The sequence below is a fragment of the Hydrobacter penzbergensis genome, from assembly GCF_900106985.1.
GTDB classification, from domain to species: Bacteria; Bacteroidota; Bacteroidia; order Chitinophagales; family Chitinophagaceae; genus Sediminibacterium; species Sediminibacterium magnilacihabitans.
Map to the genome: position 1 here is coordinate 12543 of NZ_FNNO01000004.1, position 16520 is coordinate 29062.

General features: G+C 43.1%; 16 protein-coding genes. 1 reads left to right on the plus strand and 15 read right to left on the minus strand.

The window, feature by feature from the left end:
• Nucleotides 1-4: 4 nt before the first annotated feature.
• The 10 genes from BLU98_RS05740 to BLU98_RS05780 all read right to left on the minus strand — a co-directional run bounded on the left by BLU98_RS05740 (nt 5) and on the right by BLU98_RS05780 (nt 9691).
• Nucleotides 5-925: a hypothetical protein gene (locus BLU98_RS05740; protein ID WP_139173845.1), complete on the minus strand. Its 921-nt coding sequence runs from the start codon at nt 923-925 to the stop codon at nt 5-7.
• Nucleotides 922-1860, minus strand: a complete 939-nt coding sequence (locus BLU98_RS05745; protein WP_092722944.1) for a hypothetical protein — start codon at nt 1858-1860, stop codon at nt 922-924. Before BLU98_RS05745 ends, BLU98_RS05740 begins: the two co-directional genes overlap by 4 nt.
• Before the next feature lie 14 nt (nt 1861-1874).
• Complete coding sequence (locus BLU98_RS05750) at nt 1875-3095, minus strand: hypothetical protein (RefSeq protein WP_092722946.1); 1221 nt, start codon at nt 3093-3095, stop codon at nt 1875-1877.
• Nucleotides 3096-3100: 5 nt separating this feature from the next.
• Nucleotides 3101-4033: a hypothetical protein gene (locus BLU98_RS05755; protein ID WP_092722948.1), complete on the minus strand. Its 933-nt coding sequence runs from the start codon at nt 4031-4033 to the stop codon at nt 3101-3103.
• Nucleotides 4030-5214 (minus strand): autotransporter outer membrane beta-barrel domain-containing protein, encoded by a 1185-nt coding sequence (locus tag BLU98_RS05760; protein ID WP_092722952.1) that lies wholly within the window; start codon nt 5212-5214, stop codon nt 4030-4032. Before BLU98_RS05760 ends, BLU98_RS05755 begins: the two co-directional genes overlap by 4 nt.
• Nucleotides 5211-5342 carry a hypothetical protein gene (locus tag BLU98_RS17730; protein WP_257574736.1) on the minus strand — a complete coding sequence of 44 codons (132 nt, stop codon included), beginning with the start codon at nt 5340-5342 and terminating at the stop codon, nt 5211-5213. Before BLU98_RS17730 ends, BLU98_RS05760 begins: the two co-directional genes overlap by 4 nt.
• A gap of 125 nt (nt 5343-5467) precedes the next feature.
• Nucleotides 5468-5908: a hypothetical protein gene (locus BLU98_RS05765; protein ID WP_092722954.1), complete on the minus strand. Its 441-nt coding sequence runs from the start codon at nt 5906-5908 to the stop codon at nt 5468-5470.
• 858 nt (nt 5909-6766) lie between these two features.
• Entirely contained in the window at nt 6767-7540 is a 774-nt protein-coding gene (locus BLU98_RS05770; RefSeq protein WP_257574737.1) for a polysaccharide deacetylase family protein, read from the minus strand.
• On the minus strand, nt 7537-8757 hold the full coding sequence (locus tag BLU98_RS05775; RefSeq protein WP_092722956.1) for a glycosyltransferase family 87 protein: 1221 nt from the start codon (nt 8755-8757) through the stop codon (nt 7537-7539). Before BLU98_RS05775 ends, BLU98_RS05770 begins: the two co-directional genes overlap by 4 nt.
• Before the next feature lie 4 nt (nt 8758-8761).
• A complete protein-coding gene (locus BLU98_RS05780; protein ID WP_092722958.1) occupies nt 8762-9691 on the minus strand; it encodes a glycosyltransferase family 2 protein in 930 nt (309 codons plus the stop codon).
• Between the two features lie 68 nt (nt 9692-9759).
• On the opposite strand from BLU98_RS05780, the gene BLU98_RS05785 reads away from it, so the two are divergent.
• A complete protein-coding gene (locus BLU98_RS05785) occupies nt 9760-10734 on the plus strand; it encodes a deoxyhypusine synthase family protein (RefSeq protein WP_092722960.1) in 975 nt (324 codons plus the stop codon).
• Nucleotides 10735-10799: 65 nt separating this feature from the next.
• Here the strand turns inward: BLU98_RS05785 and BLU98_RS05790 are convergent, their stop codons facing one another.
• From BLU98_RS05790 to BLU98_RS05810, 5 genes are all read right to left on the minus strand, one after another.
• A complete protein-coding gene (locus tag BLU98_RS05790) occupies nt 10800-12347 on the minus strand; it encodes a M28 family peptidase (RefSeq protein WP_092722962.1) in 1548 nt (515 codons plus the stop codon).
• Nucleotides 12348-12361: 14 nt separating this feature from the next.
• Entirely contained in the window at nt 12362-12817 is a 456-nt protein-coding gene (gene rpiB / locus BLU98_RS05795) for a ribose 5-phosphate isomerase B (protein WP_092722964.1), read from the minus strand.
• A gap of 36 nt (nt 12818-12853) precedes the next feature.
• Nucleotides 12854-13711, minus strand: coding sequence for a twin-arginine translocase subunit TatC (gene tatC, locus BLU98_RS05800; RefSeq protein ID WP_092722966.1), 858 nt, complete (start codon nt 13709-13711; stop codon nt 12854-12856).
• Between the two features lie 52 nt (nt 13712-13763).
• Complete coding sequence (locus tag BLU98_RS05805) at nt 13764-15023, minus strand: hemolysin family protein (RefSeq protein WP_092722968.1); 1260 nt, start codon at nt 15021-15023, stop codon at nt 13764-13766.
• A gap of 118 nt (nt 15024-15141) precedes the next feature.
• Nucleotides 15142-16518 carry a hypothetical protein gene (locus BLU98_RS05810; protein ID WP_092722970.1) on the minus strand — a complete coding sequence of 459 codons (1377 nt, stop codon included), beginning with the start codon at nt 16516-16518 and terminating at the stop codon, nt 15142-15144.
• Between the last annotated feature and the right edge of the window lie 2 nt (nt 16519-16520).

A 16520-nucleotide genomic window follows, 5' to 3' on the forward strand; every position in this document is an offset into this window, starting at 1 on the left:
TTCGCTATTTATTCTTTATTTTATTGATCTCTTTTTTCAATTCAATCACATATAATGTCAACTCCTCGATCTTCTTCAATAGCAGTGCCTGGTTATCTCCTACACTAATGCCCTTCTCGCTCACTTCTTTAGTAGAAGGCACTTCAGGAAGGTGCTTGTTTTCCTTAATGAATGCTTCAAGATCTTGCAGGCTTCTCAACTTGTAGTCTTTATCAAATACATAATCGCTCCAGCCAAGCTGGGTAACGATGAGTTTTTGGGTCCTGATATTACCATTAACAGAGAGCTTTTCAGAAGGGTTAATTGTACCAATACCTAAATTGCCACTGCTAACCAATGTAACCTGTGCCGTTGAATGGTTGGTCCCAAACATCAATGGGTGGTTTGAATAACTGGCCAGATAGGTACCTACTGTAGCGCCATCACTGGACGAAATAACGGTCTCTTGATACCTGCCAGCGTCATATAAATCGATTTGAGGATTTGGGACAGTAGAATTAGATGTTTGAAGCCGAAGTGCTGCCGCACCTCCTGTAACAGCTTCCAGTTTATAAGTAGGCATTGAAGTGCCAATGCCAACATTACCGTTTGCATTTCCTAATGTCATAAAGGAAAAGCCATTATAAGGGTCAATGAAAAACTGTGAATAGTTTGTAAGGTCTGATGACTTGGAAGACTGTAGCCTGACCCTGCTTTTAGCAGCAGTATTGCCCACTTGTTCCAAATACAAGCCGATTCCATCCTGACCAGAGTATACATAATTGGTATTGGTACCACCCCAGCGTATATTACCATTTGCGTGCAACAAATCCAATGGACTCGTTGTCCCAATACCTACATTCCCAGTTGCCGGAAATGTATTCGTTTGAGTGTACCCTGGTAAATACATTTGAAATAATAAAAAGATTGACACTATCTTTTTCATCTTGGTATTCTTTTTTGTAATTCGTTTATTTGCTCTTGTTGTCTTTTGCTTTCCTTCTTTAAGTCAATCACATATAAGGTTAATTCTTCTATCTTTTTCAGCAACAAAGCCTGATTATCCCCTACACTGATACCTTTCTCTTCCACTTCTTTTGCAGCAGGCACATCGGGTAAATGTTTATTCTGATTGATGTATGTTTCAAGGTTTTGAAGACTTCTTAGTTTATAATTCTTATCAAATACATAGTCGCTCCAGCCAAGCTGGGTTCCGATGAGTTTTTGTGTTCTGATATTGCCGTTGACAGAGAGCTTTTCAGTGGGGGAGTTGGTACCTATGCGCACATTGCCCCCGCTTGTAATACGCATTTTTTCACTCACTGAACCACCGCTGTTAGTGTAAAATGCAGTATAAGAACTTAATGCAGTTGTTGATGTATTTTCTCTCAAAAACGCTATTGAGCCTACTGCTTTACTACCACTTGTTACGGCGTTTGAATATCCTTCTAAGATACCTCCTTGGTCAAGAGATGTAGTATTACTTTGCAATGAGTAAATAGTATTACCACTCGCACTATATTGAGATACTATTATTCCTGGTGCTCCATTCCAAACGCTCGGAGAAGTTGTTCCTATACCTACATTACCAGTAGTACTTACCACTAACGGGTATGTTCCGGCAGTAACATTATAAATCCTAAATAAATTATCAGTCTGCATTGCTAGATTCCATTGCTGCCCCGGATGTGACATGCTAAAATTCACATCCCCAGTGCCAGTATTAGTAATTCGTAATTCAGGTGCAGCTGAAATTACATGAAGCGATACGAGTGGGTTTGTTGTACCTATCCCTACATTTCCGGATGAAGGAAATGTATTGGTTTGTCCGTTGAGACAATAGGCAATACCAAGTAAAATGAGTGTGCTGATTATGCGCATATTTCGCTTCTTTATTATTGTTTCTTTGTCATCAATTCCTTTACTTTTTTCTCAAGGTCAATGACATATAGGGTTAATTCCTCTATCTTCTTTAACAATAGTGTCTGCGTATCACCAACATCTATTCCATTTTCATTCACTTCTTTCGCCGAAGGCACATCCGGCAAATGCTTGTTTACTTTGATGAACTGCTCCACTTCTGACAGTGGAAGTAAAGAGTATCCCTGGTTAAATACATAGTCTGCCCAGGGATTGACCTGGGTTACTTTTATCGCTCTTGCTCCAAGGGTTCCTTCAACTGCCAGTTTATAAGAGCCGGGGACGCTGGTACCGATACCGATATTTCCATTACTGGTAATTCTTACTCGTTCTGTAGGCGCTATATCTGTATTTGTAGCACGTGTGGCAAAAATTAAATCAGCCATACTATAAGCAGAAGCATCTGTAATAGTTGCAGCAATGGCAACAGGTTGATAGGTATTCTGCAATCCCAAACCTATCTGCGCCAGATTGCCTACAACTTTATTATCGTCATTCGCATTGATACCTAATCCATTGCTTGCGGTGGCTCCTAAAGTTGTAACGTTCCCTGTACCAATGAGCACCTTACCCGCATTCGGGGTTCTGTTGATGGCAATATTACCATTACTGGCAATTCTCATTCTTTCCGTAGGCGCCACATCTGTATTCGTAGCACGTGTAGCAAACAATAGATCAGCCGTACTGTAAGCAGATGCATCTGTAATAGTTGCAGCAATGGCAACAGGTTGATAGGTATTCTGCAATCCCAAGCCTATCTGCGCAAGGTTGCCTACAGCCTTGTTATCATCATTCGCATTGATACCTAATCCATTGCTCGTAACAGCACCTAAAGTGGTCACATTGCCTGTGCCTATAAGTACTTTGCCTGCGTTGGGTGTTCTGCTTATCCCTATATTTTGGTTGCTTGCCACGGTGAGGGCTAATACTCCACCGCTGAATAAGCGCAGAGATTGATTTGCTGAAGCAAATACATATGGGCCATTCACATCATTACCCAGTGCATTCCAGCTTGAATTTGTTGTATTACTCACTCTAATCTCCGTACCAGTCGCCTTAGAAACATCAAGAAGTGAATTGGGGCTGGTGGTACCGATTCCAACACTACCGTTTGAAGGGAAGGTGTTCGTTTGCGCCTGCAAACTATTTATTAAAAACAAAAGGGTAATAATTAAACCCAATTCTCTTTTTTTCATGCTGGTTATTTTGACAACTTAATTTTTGATTTTAGTTCCTTATTTTCTTTTTTAAGCAATTTAATATCCCTGTTCATTGCAATCATGTACAAAGTCATCTCCTCCATTTTCTTCAGTAATAAAGCTTGATTATCGCCTACATTAATGCCTTTACTTCCCACTTCTTTGGCTGTAGGTACTTCTGGTAAATGCTTATTTTCTTTGATAAAGGTTTCAAGGTTTTGAAGACTTCTTAATTTGTACCCTTTATCAAATACATAGTCGCTCCAGCCAAGCTGAGTAACAATCAGTTTCTGAGTTTTGATATTACCATTGACAGAGAGTTTTTCAGGTGGAGTCGTAGTTCCAATGCCAACATTGCCGCCTGATGTAATACGCACACGTTCGACACCCCCTGCATAAAAAAGACTATTGTTTCCAGCTAGATTATAAAGATCAGCGCCTGTTGTTCCTATCTCGCCTATATAAGCTCCGTTGTAATACCATGTAGCTCTCGCTGCATTATTTGCATCACTTGACTGTATTGATAATTGTCCATAGCCGTTTGTATTAGCTCCTTTTACTGTTAACCAAGTATTGGGACTTGTTGTTCCTATACCAACATTACCGCCATTTGGGTTCAGCAACAATGGAAAATTACTTGCCCAGTTATTTGCATCGTGAACTTGAATCCAGGCCGGATAAGGTGATGCATTCTCTAATGCACCAAAATCGAGTGCAATATTTCCTGCCCCGTTAAGTCTCATTCTTCCGGCATTTGTGTTACCTGAAGTTGGCGGCAGGCCTGATATACCTTCGACATGCAATGCAGATCGTGGGCTGACTGTACCGATACCAACATTCCCACTCGCAGGAAATGTATTCGTCTGCGCAATAATAATATTACTCAATAACAGTGTAATTATTAAAATGACCCTTCCCTTGATATATTTAATCATTTTGATTTGTTTAGCTGGTCTTTTAAGATTTTATTTTGGTGTTGTAATACCAGAACTTCTTTTTTGATTTCAATCACATACAACGTTAATTCCTCAATCTTCTTTAACAGCAAAGCCTGGTTATCACCTACACTAATCCCCTTCTCGCCTACTTCTTTAGCAGAAGGCACTTCCGGCAAATGCTTGTTTTCTTTGATAAAAGTTTCAAGGCTATTAAGGCTTCTAAGCTTGTAGTCTTTAGCAAAAACATAATCGCTCCATCCGGTTTGAGTAACAATCATTTTTTGAGCTTTAACATTACCTTTCACGGAAAGCATTTCTGTAGGGACCGTAGTTCCTATACCTACGTTGCCGCCTGAAAAAAGAAAACTATTGTTGCTGCTAACTGTAAACAATGCATTGTTCGATTGTATAATAGTGCTTGCATATACTTGCCCCGTCCGATCGTAAGTGAGTATGTAACCATTGCCATTCCAAACGCCGAGTTCTGTGCCAAGCCCAGTGCCGGTATGGTACCACCCTTTGAATCTTCCCTGCCCGCTTTCTACCTGTAAATCGCCGCTACCAATTGTCAGTTGAGACGCAGGGGTAAGGGTACCAATACCTACATTTCCTGACAGGATGGACAATACGGGGCTGCTGGTAGTTTTACCCGTTTGTATAATGGTATTACCATTGCCATTGACTGCTACTTCAAACGCTCCTTGCGAGGCAGCGTTCATTATTTTCCATCTGACTGAGTTGGCACTTGTATTCTCGATAACGTGTGCATAGCCATCAAGAAAAGATACTTGTTGATGTACAGGATACGCTGGCGCGGTTGTCCCGAATCCTACATTGCCACCAGCAAAAAGAAAACTGTTATTGTTGCTTACCGTAAATAAAGCATTGTTTGATTGTATAGAAGTACTAGCATATGCTTGACCTGTTCGATCATACGTGAGTATATAACCATTGCCGCCTGAAACACCTATTTCTGTACCAAGGCCAGTACCGGTATGATACCATCCTTTAAATCTTCCTTGCCCACTTTCTATCTGTAGATCGCCGCCGTTAATTGTCAATTGGGAAACAGGGCTCAGTGTGCCAATGCCAACATTTCCAGATGAGGGGAAGGTATTCTGTGCAAAAGTCAAAACACACTGAAAAAAGCAATACGCTCCAAGTAAATATTTTTTCATTTATGACCGATTTGCTTCATTAATATTTCTATTTTTTTATTCTGCGCTTCATTTTCCTTTTTTAAGTTTATTACGTATAGAGTAAGTTCTTCAATCTTTTTTAACAGCACTGCTTGTGTTGCTCCCATATCCAACCCTTTATCTTCTACTTCTCGGCAGAAGGCATATCTGGCAAACGGTTGTTCCTTTTGACAAACTGCTCTACGTACGAAAGTAGTTTTAAAGGATACGCAGGATCAAATACATAATCCGGCTACTGAGATTGGGTAACAATCAGTTTCCTAGTCTTGATATTACCATTTACAGAAAGTCTTTCTGTAGGAGTTGTGGTCCCAATTCCTACATTGCCGCCTTCCCGGGCTATATATACATTGTTACCACCCCAGCCAATACTTAATGGTAAATAAATACCTGCTTGATAATCATAGGAATTAACTCCAAAATAATCCGTACCACCTGAATAGAGGTAAGTATGCCTACTGCTTCCTGATGCAGCAACACCAATACCATCTTGAAATAAAGCAGATTGCCATCCCCCGGCATTGCCCGGATTTCCAACTTGTAATGACGCATTAGGAGTTGTAGTGGCAATACCAATATTACCGCTGGTTGTCCAAGGTGTATTTTGAGCAGCTGAATGTATTGAATATAATAAACCGGCAATAATAAAGAGTAGTAAAATTCTTTGTTTCATAAGCATAAATAAGAGTTAACCATATTATTTCATCATGATGCTTTATTAAGTCATATATAATAATACAGGTTGCGTGCAGTTAAATAACACAACTACATTACACCTCCTATTACAGAGGCAGTAAATACATTAAACTTCAGGCTACGGAATTTGGGTAATTGATTGGGGGGATATATCAGTTACCTGAACTACCGCAATATTAAGACTTATCGGAAATAAAAAAAACAATTTTTGACTGTGTCTTTTCGCAAGTGATTATAAAAATTAAGTATTTTATATTATGAATAATTAACTCATATTAAACCCTACCGAAAAAAATCGATTCATCTCAATTTCCCCGCTTCGTTTAAAAAGACTAAACCATCAGGAGTAAATATCAGTTCTCCAATGCGCTCATTCTTTCGGGAGGGATGGGCTTCTCAAACATTTTTTCCAGCTCAACTTTCTTTTCCGTTACTGCTGTCTAAATAAGGGCAATAAAAAATCAAGGACTTACTTGCAAAATCCGATTGCCTTTGATTGATTCCGGTTTTGGTGTACTCAATAATGAAACTCCTTTTGAGACAGATATATCAGCTGACCAGCATCTAACAGTAATTCCAATTTTTCATAAAGGATTGCAATATTGGCTCGCTCTTCGGGTTCCAAGAAAGTATTGAAATTTCCACACACTGCTGATTCTCATTTAATTGGCAGGCAATTTATGTATTAATAAGAGGATGCTTGCTTAAGTTCAATCGAGCTTCCTTTGTATGTACATATAGCAATTAACAAAAAAATAGTAAGGGTACATTATTTTGGTAGTCTTTAAAGTATTTTTAAATTAGCAGCGGCTTGTATAAGTTGGATACGAGAAGTTTATTGAACATAATTTTTTATAGAAATGAATTCACCTTCCCTGCGAAAATCTTGTATCAATTGCCATAAACGTTCAAGGAGGGTTACGCCGCAAGGCTTCCGGGCATAAACGGGCAATGCATAATGACTGATATCGACAAATTCCCAGGGATGAAAATACAGGCACACATAGCCATCTTTCCGAAGGGTTTGTTTTACCAGTGTTTTGAAAAAAGGATAGGGGAAGTTTTTAAAGCTCAGCCAGAACAACGGGATGCGCAAATGCGGTGAGACCGATGTTGGCAGGCGGGTGAGCTCCTGGTCTGTATAAATGGTACGTGGCAGGTTGAGGTGGTTGTATCGACCAGGAATCCAGGTTGGGTTGATCGAAGAATCGTAGCGATAACCTGCTTTTTTTACTTCCTCTATATCCACTGCGCGCATTCTGGGCATGCGAAAACCAACTACTGATTGGCCGCTGATCTGCTCCAGTTGCTGTTTTGATTCAAGCAGGTGCTCATTGGAAAAATTGGAATGATAAAAACTGTGGGAAGCTATTTCATGCTTTGCGGCCAATGCACGGATGGCATCGGGATAATGCATGGCGAAATTTGCAGTGGTGAATAGCGTGGCGGTGATCTCTTCCTCATTCAAAACTGGCAGGATGGCATCCAAACCGGCTTTACCCATTTCCATTTGCGTGGCCGGGTCGATGGGAACTCCGTATTCCAGCGGCATATCAAATTCTTCTACATCGAAGCTCAATAATATGTATCGGGAAGGGTGTTGCATCATGTATGAGCGGGCTGTGAATTCAATTTGTCCATGCTGATATGCAGGAATTGTTTCCGCCAGATCTGTATCAATAAGACCAACCATAGCAGGAAACAGGGCAATGCCTTAAGCGAATATGGCCTTACAAAATGTTCCCGTACATAAGGAGTGAAAATATCAGAATAAGAGAAACTGGTGAGCAGCAGAGCGAAAATAAAAAAAGCAGTGGCCCACCTGGATGCAGGTTGCAGAACGAACCAGATGCAGACGGCAGGGAAAGCAATGATATAAGTGGGCGATTCTGCGCTGGTGGTAAATACCACGGTAGTGATCAGTACCGAGCAGAGCAGGTATAAGCGATAACGAACATCGTTGAAATATTTGAACTGCAGGTATTGGGATGCAAACAACAACACAGCCGGAACCGTAACGAAATAATTCCTGAGCGCCTGGTAATGAAAGATACGCCTGATCATACCCATCACCGAAATGTCCTGGAAATCATTGCGTATGTCCATACGCGCATTCCTGAGGTCTTTGAAACGCAGTTCGGTAAACCAATCCACATAAGATTGTGTAATGAATGCACGGGTAGATATCAGCATAGGAGCGAGGAAGAACACCACCGACCATACAATGGCCCATCCGATGAATTTGATCTTGTTCTTGCTGAAAAAGAAAAACGCAAATCCCACGACCCCATACAATTTGATAAAAGTGGCCAGCATGATGAAAAACAACGCCCAGGCTTCTTTCCCACGGGTGATGAATACGAATCCCAGTATGATGAAAGCGCCGATCATGGCATTGCTCTGCATCCATTCTGCCGCGATCATCATTTCATGGGCAGAGAAAATAAGGATGGCATTTTTCCATTTTTCGGCAATGGGCAGCATACGGATAGCTGCATACAGGATGGCTGTATTCAGCATCACCCATAATACCACGCCCAGCCAATTCGGCAGCAAAGCAAAAGGAGCAATGACCAGGCTGAAAACCGGGCCATAATGATTGTAATCCTGGTATTCGGCGGGATAGGCCAGGTAGAGGTTCTGCTGATGAATGGTATGTTCGAAGACTCCTTTAAAAATCAGATAATTGTTACCCGTACTCTTGGCATATTCCAGCACCACGCCTATGAAGGCCAGTCCGAACCAGAGTACGGTTGCAAAATTTCTGTTGTAAAGAATATTGGCGAAAAATGATTTGAAGGAACGATTGGTATCAGTAGGGGACATAGTATCAGGAAAGATTGGATTCTTTAACAATATAATGGGGGCGTTGTTTGCTTTGCATGAACAGCTTGCCAAGATAGAGACCTATAATACCCAGGATCATCAGTTGCAGCCCCCCAAAGAATGCAATAGTGGCGATGATGGAACTCCATCCTGAGATCGTATGGCCAAAATAATAACTATAACCGATATAGGGAATATATAAGAGCGACAGCAATGAAAAGCTGAGACCCAGGTAAGTAGCAATGTACAGGGGTTTTGTGCTGAAAGAAGTAATGCCCCTGATGGCCAGTTTGGTCAGTTGCCGGGTATTGTATTTGGAACGGCCGCTGTGACGTTCTTCAGGTACATAAGGCAGTCCCTTCTGGGCAAAACCGATCCATTTGATCAGCCCCCTGAAAAAAGGCTCGTCTTCAGACATGGTATTTAAAATGTCTACCACTTTTTTGTCGAGCAGCCTGAAATCGGAAATACCATCTTCCAGTTCCAGGTCGGATAGGTTGTTAATAATACTATAGAACAGTCCCGAACTAACTTTATTCATTCTGCTGGCGTGCTCATTTTTGCTTTCACGGTAGGCATATACCACTTCATTGCCGTTTTCCCAATGTTCCAAAAAAGCAGGGATAAGTGTTGGCGGGTGCTGCAGGTCGGCATCCATGGTAATCACCGCATCTCCATGGGCTTTTGACAACCCGGCGCTGAGGGCGCTGTCTTTACCAAAATTGCGCGACAGCAGGATATAAGATACTTGCCGGTTAGCTGCAGCAAGCTGCCTGAGCACATTGGCCGATGCATCGGTACTGCCATCGTCGATGAAAATGATCTCAAAATCATAATCCAGTGCAGAGAAGACATGTGCAACCGCTTCCGTAACTTTTGGAATATTGGTTGCTTCGTTGAACGCTGGTATGACTATCGAGACCTTTTTTTTCATGAGCAGAGGATGGCAGGTAACAAAAATAGTTTCAAAAAAATTACTTTTGCCCCCTAAAATCGGAAATAATGAGTAAAGGACCTGTTTCGCAGTTTATTCAACACCATTACCGCCATTTCAATGCGGCGGCCCTGGTAGATGCTGCAAAGGGATATGAAGCCCATTTATTGGAAGGAGGGAAGATGCTGGTGAGCCTGGCCGGTGCCATGAGTACCGCTGAACTGGGCATCAGCCTGGCTGAAATGATCAGGCAGGATAAAATTGCCATCATCAGTTGTACCGGCGCCAACCTGGAAGAAGACGTGATGAACCTGGTAGCGCATAGCCATTACAAGCGCGTTCCCAATTACCGCGACCTAACGCCGCAGGATGAGTGGGATCTGCTGGAGAATCATTACAACCGCGTTACCGATACCTGTATCCCGGAAGAAGAGGCTTTCCGCAGATTGCAGAAACACCTGGTAAAACAATGGAAAGATGCGGAGGCCAAAGGTGAGCGTTATTTCCCGCATGAATTCCTGTATAAAGCGGTATTGAGCGGAGAGCTGAAACAGTATTACGAGATCGATCCCAAAAACAGCTGGATTGTAGCGGCCGCAGAAAAAAACCTGCCGATTGTGGTTCCGGGATGGGAAGACAGTACCACCGGTAACATTTTTGCCAGTTATGTGATCAAGAACGAACTGAAAGCCAGTACCGTTAAAAGTGGTATTGAATACATGGTGATGCTTACGGAGTGGTATCGCGCCAACAGCGGCGGCAAAGGCGTTGGTTTCTTCCAGATCGGCGGAGGTATTGCAGGCGATTTTCCTATCTGCGTAGTGCCCATGATGTACCAGGACCTGGAATGGCATGATGTTCCTTTCTGGAGCTATTTCTGCCAGATCAGCGATTCCACCACTTCTTATGGATCGTATTCAGGCGCCGTACCCAATGAAAAGATCACCTGGGGTAAATTGGATATACATACACCCAAATACATTGTGGAGAGCGATGCTACCATCGTAGCGCCGTTGATCTTTGCTTATTTGCTGGGCTGGTAACAGCAAACCATATTCAATAAAAAAGCCCATTCATTACGAACGGGCTTTTTTATTGAGAGCGGATATTATCTGCTCGGCATATTCAAAGGCGTATCGCGTTTCAGCATTTCATCTTTATTAGCGATTACCCATGCTGTGTGGAAGATCATCTTCACACGTTTTTCCATCAGATCAAAATTGATTTTCTCAATGGTATCGGTAGGCTGGTGGTAATCGGCCAGCAGCATGCCATCATAGAAGAACAATACCGGCACTCCTTTCTTGGCAAAATTGAAATGGTCGCTGCGGTAATAGATAAAGTTCCTGTCGTTCGGATCATCGTATTTATAGTCGAGCGTCAGCTTGGTGTATTTGTTGTTCACCCCTTCATTGATCACGGGCAGGTCGCTGCTCAGTTTATCGTGACCAATCACATATACATAGTTCAGTGTATCGGCTGTTTTGCGCTCGGTGTCTATCCTGCCCACCATGTCAATATTGAGGTCGGCAGTAGTTTTATCAAGGGGGAAGATGGGATGCTCGGAGTAATAATCAGAACCCCATAATCCTTTTTCTTCACCGCTTACTGTCATGAACACAACAGTACGACGCGGGCCATCGCCTTTTTTAGCAGCAGCAGAAAAAGCTTCCGCCATCTGCATAACGCTTACAGTACCAGATCCATCGTCATCTGCGCCGTACCAGATCACATTGCCTTTTTTACCCAAATGGTCGTAGTGGCCAGTGATGAAGAGGTATTCATCTTTTTTATCTGTACCGGGAATGATACCTACCACATTACTGCTTTCGAGTGTTTCGGTGTGTTTGGTAACGGCGATGGCTACTTCTGCTACATAATTTCCTTTATTCACCTGCTTCAATTGATCTGAGGAAAGTTGGGAAGTCCTTCCCAGCAGGGCAGATGCCATTTCTTCCGAAATAGAAGCGCTGATGAAGCTGGCAGTATTGGGCTTCAGGTACATATTACCCTGGGTAGGTGTAGCAGTTGTAAGCGGAAAATTCTTTGTAACAACGAACAGGCCTATGGCCCCGTTTTTCTTTGCTGCATTGGTTTTCGCAAAAACAGAAGCGGGGTTTGCGTTGCGGGCGCGTGTGCTATTGCCAACCGGAGCAGGGTTGGGGTCATCGGTGCCATCGAGCACGATCACTATTTTGCCGGTTACGTCGAGGTTGGCAAAATCGTTCCTGCTTTTGGTATCGTCTACAATACCATATCCTGCAAAAACAGTATTATGTTGTGTCCATTCGCCAGAAGCGATGGTGCCGATATTCAGTGTATAATCTTTATCCCAGTTGAATTGTCTGCCATTCACAGAAAAAGTTTGGGCAGTGATTTCATCTTTATAAACCGGGTAGGGCATCTGGTAAGCGTTGCCGTTACCAGGCTTCAGTCCCATTTTTTTAAAACGGGCTTCGATATAAGCAGCGGCTTTTTTTTGTCCGGGAGAAGCGGTCTCGCGTCCTTCCATTTCAGCGCTGGCGATCACGGTCAGTTTTTCTTTCAGACCTGATGCGGTAATCTTTTCAGCATATTTTTCAGGATTGGCATTGTTTTGGGCGTGGCCGGTCATGACAAGAACCAGCAACCCAGGTACGAGTAAGTGTTTTCGCATATGGTAGTTTATTGTTAGGCACAAGCAATCTTGTTCACGCGGGTAGCGTGCCGTCCGCCCTCAAAAGGGGTAGACATAAAGTTCTCGATCATCTGCTGGGCAAGGGGCAGGGCTACAAAACGGGCAGGGATACAGATGATGTTGGCATTGTTGTGCATGCGGACAAGCCGGGCTACATCGTTCTCCCAACAGAGGCCGGCACGGATGTGCTGGTGTTTGTTGGCTGTGATGGCCACGCCATTGGCGCTGCCGCACAATAAAATGCCAAATGACGATTCGCCGCTCTCAACGCTGGCGGCTGTTGGATGGGCAAAATCAGGATAGTCTACTGAATCAGTTGTATAAGTGCCGAAATCCTTCACTTCAAAGCCCTTATCGGCCAGCCATTTAACCAATACGGTCTTATATTCAACACCGGCATGGTCGCTACCGATCGCAATCGGTTTAGAGGGGTCAAAAACAAAGCTCATGATCTCTTACTTTTCTAAAGCAAAGTTACTCAATTATTAACTCCATTCGTCCTCCTGCTCGCGCTTCTGCTCTTCCTTGTAAACCCTTACAGAAAGAACGATGCTCAGCTCATACAGGAGATAAAGCGGCAGGAATACAATGGTTTGACTCATCCAGTCGGGACTGGGTGTAATAAAAGCTGCAATGATGAGGATGACCACAATAGCGTATTTCCGGGTTTTCTTCAGGAAAAAAGGCGTGATCAGTCCAATACGGGTAAGTGCATAAGCCAGTACCGGCAGCTCGAAAGCCAGTCCGCAGCCAAGGATGATATTGGTGAGGTTATCTAGATAGTCAGAAAGGGTAGGGAAAGTAACCAAAGTGCCCTGTGTACCCAATTGGAAGCCGGCCAGGAAGTTAAAGGTAAAGGGGCCTAACAGGAAGAACCCGAAAGCAGCACCCAGGAAAAAGAAAAAGGATACCCAGAAGATCACAAAGCGGGTGGTGCGCAGCTCGTTTTCTTTAAGGGCTGGTTTCACAAAACGCCAGAACTCCCAGAATATATAAGGGAAAGCCATAATGAATCCCAGGATGAACGACATGCTGATGCTGCCAATGAACTGGCCTCCAAAGGAGTTGCTTTGCATGTTCACTTTTACCGGGGGCATGCAGAGCGCATCGCCCATGTGGGCCCAATGGCTGAACTGGCAAAGTACCCGGTAGCTGATGAAATTGGGATTGATGGGGCCGGTAATGATATAATCGAATATCCAGTTACGGTATACAAATATTACGATGGCCATGACGAGTATGGCGAGCACCGAACGGATGATATGCATCCGTAATTCCTCGAGGTGATCGATGAAGGTCATATCGGCCAATCCGCCACCCCTGTTTCTATCCAATAATGCCATTGCTTTGCTTTGACTGTTAAGAGTGGGCAAAGTTAAAGGGAAGCGAGATATATTACCGGAGTATTTTCATTTTAACCATTTCGATGCGGGTATCGCTCACATTGAGGATGTCGAAACGGTAATCACCTATGATAATGGTCTCTTTCTGCTTGGGAATGGTTTCATGGGCATTGATGATGTATCCGCTCAGGGTCTCGGACTCGGAGACGGGGAACTCCATATCATATTTTTCATTCAGGTAATCGAGTTCGAGGCGACCGCTGAAAATGAATTCATCATCGGCCAGCTTGTTCTCCACGAATTCCTCCACATCGTATTCATCCTTGATCTCGCCAAAGATCTCTTCCAGCACATCTTCCATGGTAACAATCCCGGCCGTGCCGCCGAATTCATCTACTACCCAGGCAATGCTTTTTCTTTCTTTGGTGAATTTATTGATGAGGTCTGCGGCGCTCATGCTTTCGGGAACGGCCATGATGGGATGCAACACGCTTTGAATGGAATCGGGCTTCTTGAAGAGGTCTATCTGGTGCACATAGCCCAGGATATTATCTACGGTGTCGTCGTACACCACGAGTTTGCTCAGCCGGGTTTCTATGAACCGTTGCCGCAGTTTTTCCAGTGGTATGTTAACTTCAATGCCTTCGATCTCGGTTCTGGGAACCAGGCATTGCCTGATTTTTACGGTGGGCAGACTGAGGGCATTCTCAAAAAGCTCGGTATTGAGCTCCTGGTTGTCTTCATCCTGTTCTTTGGTTTGCTGGAAGAAATGTTCCAGGTCTACTTTGGTAAAAGCATCTGTTTTTTCGTTAACCCTTACATTGAAAATATACTTCAGTATCCATTGCGAAATCTCTACAAATGTGTTGGTCAACGGCTGAAATACCGAATGAAAGAACTGGGCAACGGGAGCGAAAAAACTCAGCAAGGCATCATTACGTGCCCGGAAGATGGCTTTGGGAATAAATTCACCGAACACCAACACTACCAGGGAGGAAACCAGTGTATCGATGAAGAGTTTGAGGAATTCGTTTTTTACGTGCAGGGGATTCCAGGCGATACTTTTCAGGAAACCATCGAACAGTAATCCGTATATCACCAGGAATACATTGAGTCCTATCAGGCAGCTCCCAATGAATTTAGCAGGCTGCTCAATGAAGCTGGAAAGGATAAGCCCGCTTTTTTTTCCTTGCTTCTTTTTCAGTTCAATGCTCAGGCGGTTGGCCGTAACAAAGGCGATTTCGTAGCCGGCAAAAAAACCGATCAGTATGAGGGTCACTCCTATCCATATCAGGGTATAGAGTTCAGACATGCAGGAAAAATAGAACAAATATTCGGGATTGCAAAAGTGCCCCGTTGAAACGGAGCACGTACCGATTGTCTATAGTTTACATAACCGGCTTGTGAGATAGATGCACATGAGAAAAAAGCTATTTGAAGTCTACCGTACAGTTCTGGCATTTCATATCAACTTTCATTCCTTTGCCATCACCTACAGCAGCTGTGAATTTAGAAGGTGTGTCATTGCCTCCTCCCCAGGCGCCAACCTGGACTAAATTGATCCTGAACTGCTGATTTTTAGTATCACTGCTTGCAGCATATCCTGTTACTGGTTTTTCAGTTCCAGTTGTTGTGTTTTCCTTTGGCTCTTTGGCAGCTTTCTCTTCAACGACAGGTTTCTTTTCAAAATCGCCATAGACAGTGCTATATGCACCACTAAAGTCTATGGAAAAAGCTTTTATGTTACGAAGTGGTATCCTGATATCGGCATATTTATCATCTATTTTGACACGATTCACACTGGCCGCTACATCTTTGATCTTAAGATCGGCATTCTGTCCTTCCAGTTCCAGTGATTCTTTGAGGTGTGTGATCCTTAGGTTACCGTAATTCTTCCTGCCGCGCAATTCACCCACTTCTTCCACATCGTACTCGTCAACATTACTTCGTATGGAAAGGTTTTTAACAGCAGCCAATTCAATATTCGAATATTTGGAATCTATATCGAGCTGATCGATATTTTGGGCGCTGAAGCGCCCATTCATCAACTCTACTTCTGCGTTTTTCAAATTACCCAAATTGGCATTGGCATATTTGGAGCGGAGGATCAATTTGTTAATGTCTCCAACTTCCAGGTTGCCATTGCTGATATCAATGCTCGCCTCCGTAATACCATTAAAAAGCATCACATTGCCATATTTGTTTTCAATGTCTATTTTGGTTCCTGCAGGCATATAGATAATAAGATCACTTTTGGAGCTGTTTTTTTTCGTAGAGTTCGAATGTAGCCTTATGGACGTGATCTGGCCAGCCGACCCACTGCCAGATGTCATTGTTTCGGCACAATTGTTACAGCTGGAATAAGCGAAACCATAACCATAATTATTGCCGATACCTGATTTGATCTTAACAGATGAGCCCATCACTTTAAGCGAAATATTGGCCTTATCCAGCAGTTCTTCATCAGTAGGGGTATTATCTTTATCGTAATAATATGCAGTGGTGGTGAGCTTTACTTTCTGCTGATCCCAAGTTTTCACTTGCACTGAACGATAATTATTCTGAATATAAATTTCTCCGTTTTTAGGCATGGCTACTTCAGCGCTCACCTCTTTTGACAACGGTTCTGTTACAGGAATTTTGGATTCCCGGACTGCTACAGAAACATATTGTTTTTTTATGATGGTGTCAAGATTGCTGTTGATGGTTATATTGTTGTCATTGTCATACCGTTGTGCTGTTGCGGTACCCGCCAGGCTCAATGCGGCCAAAGCACATAATACCATTTGTTGATGATTATTTTTCATAT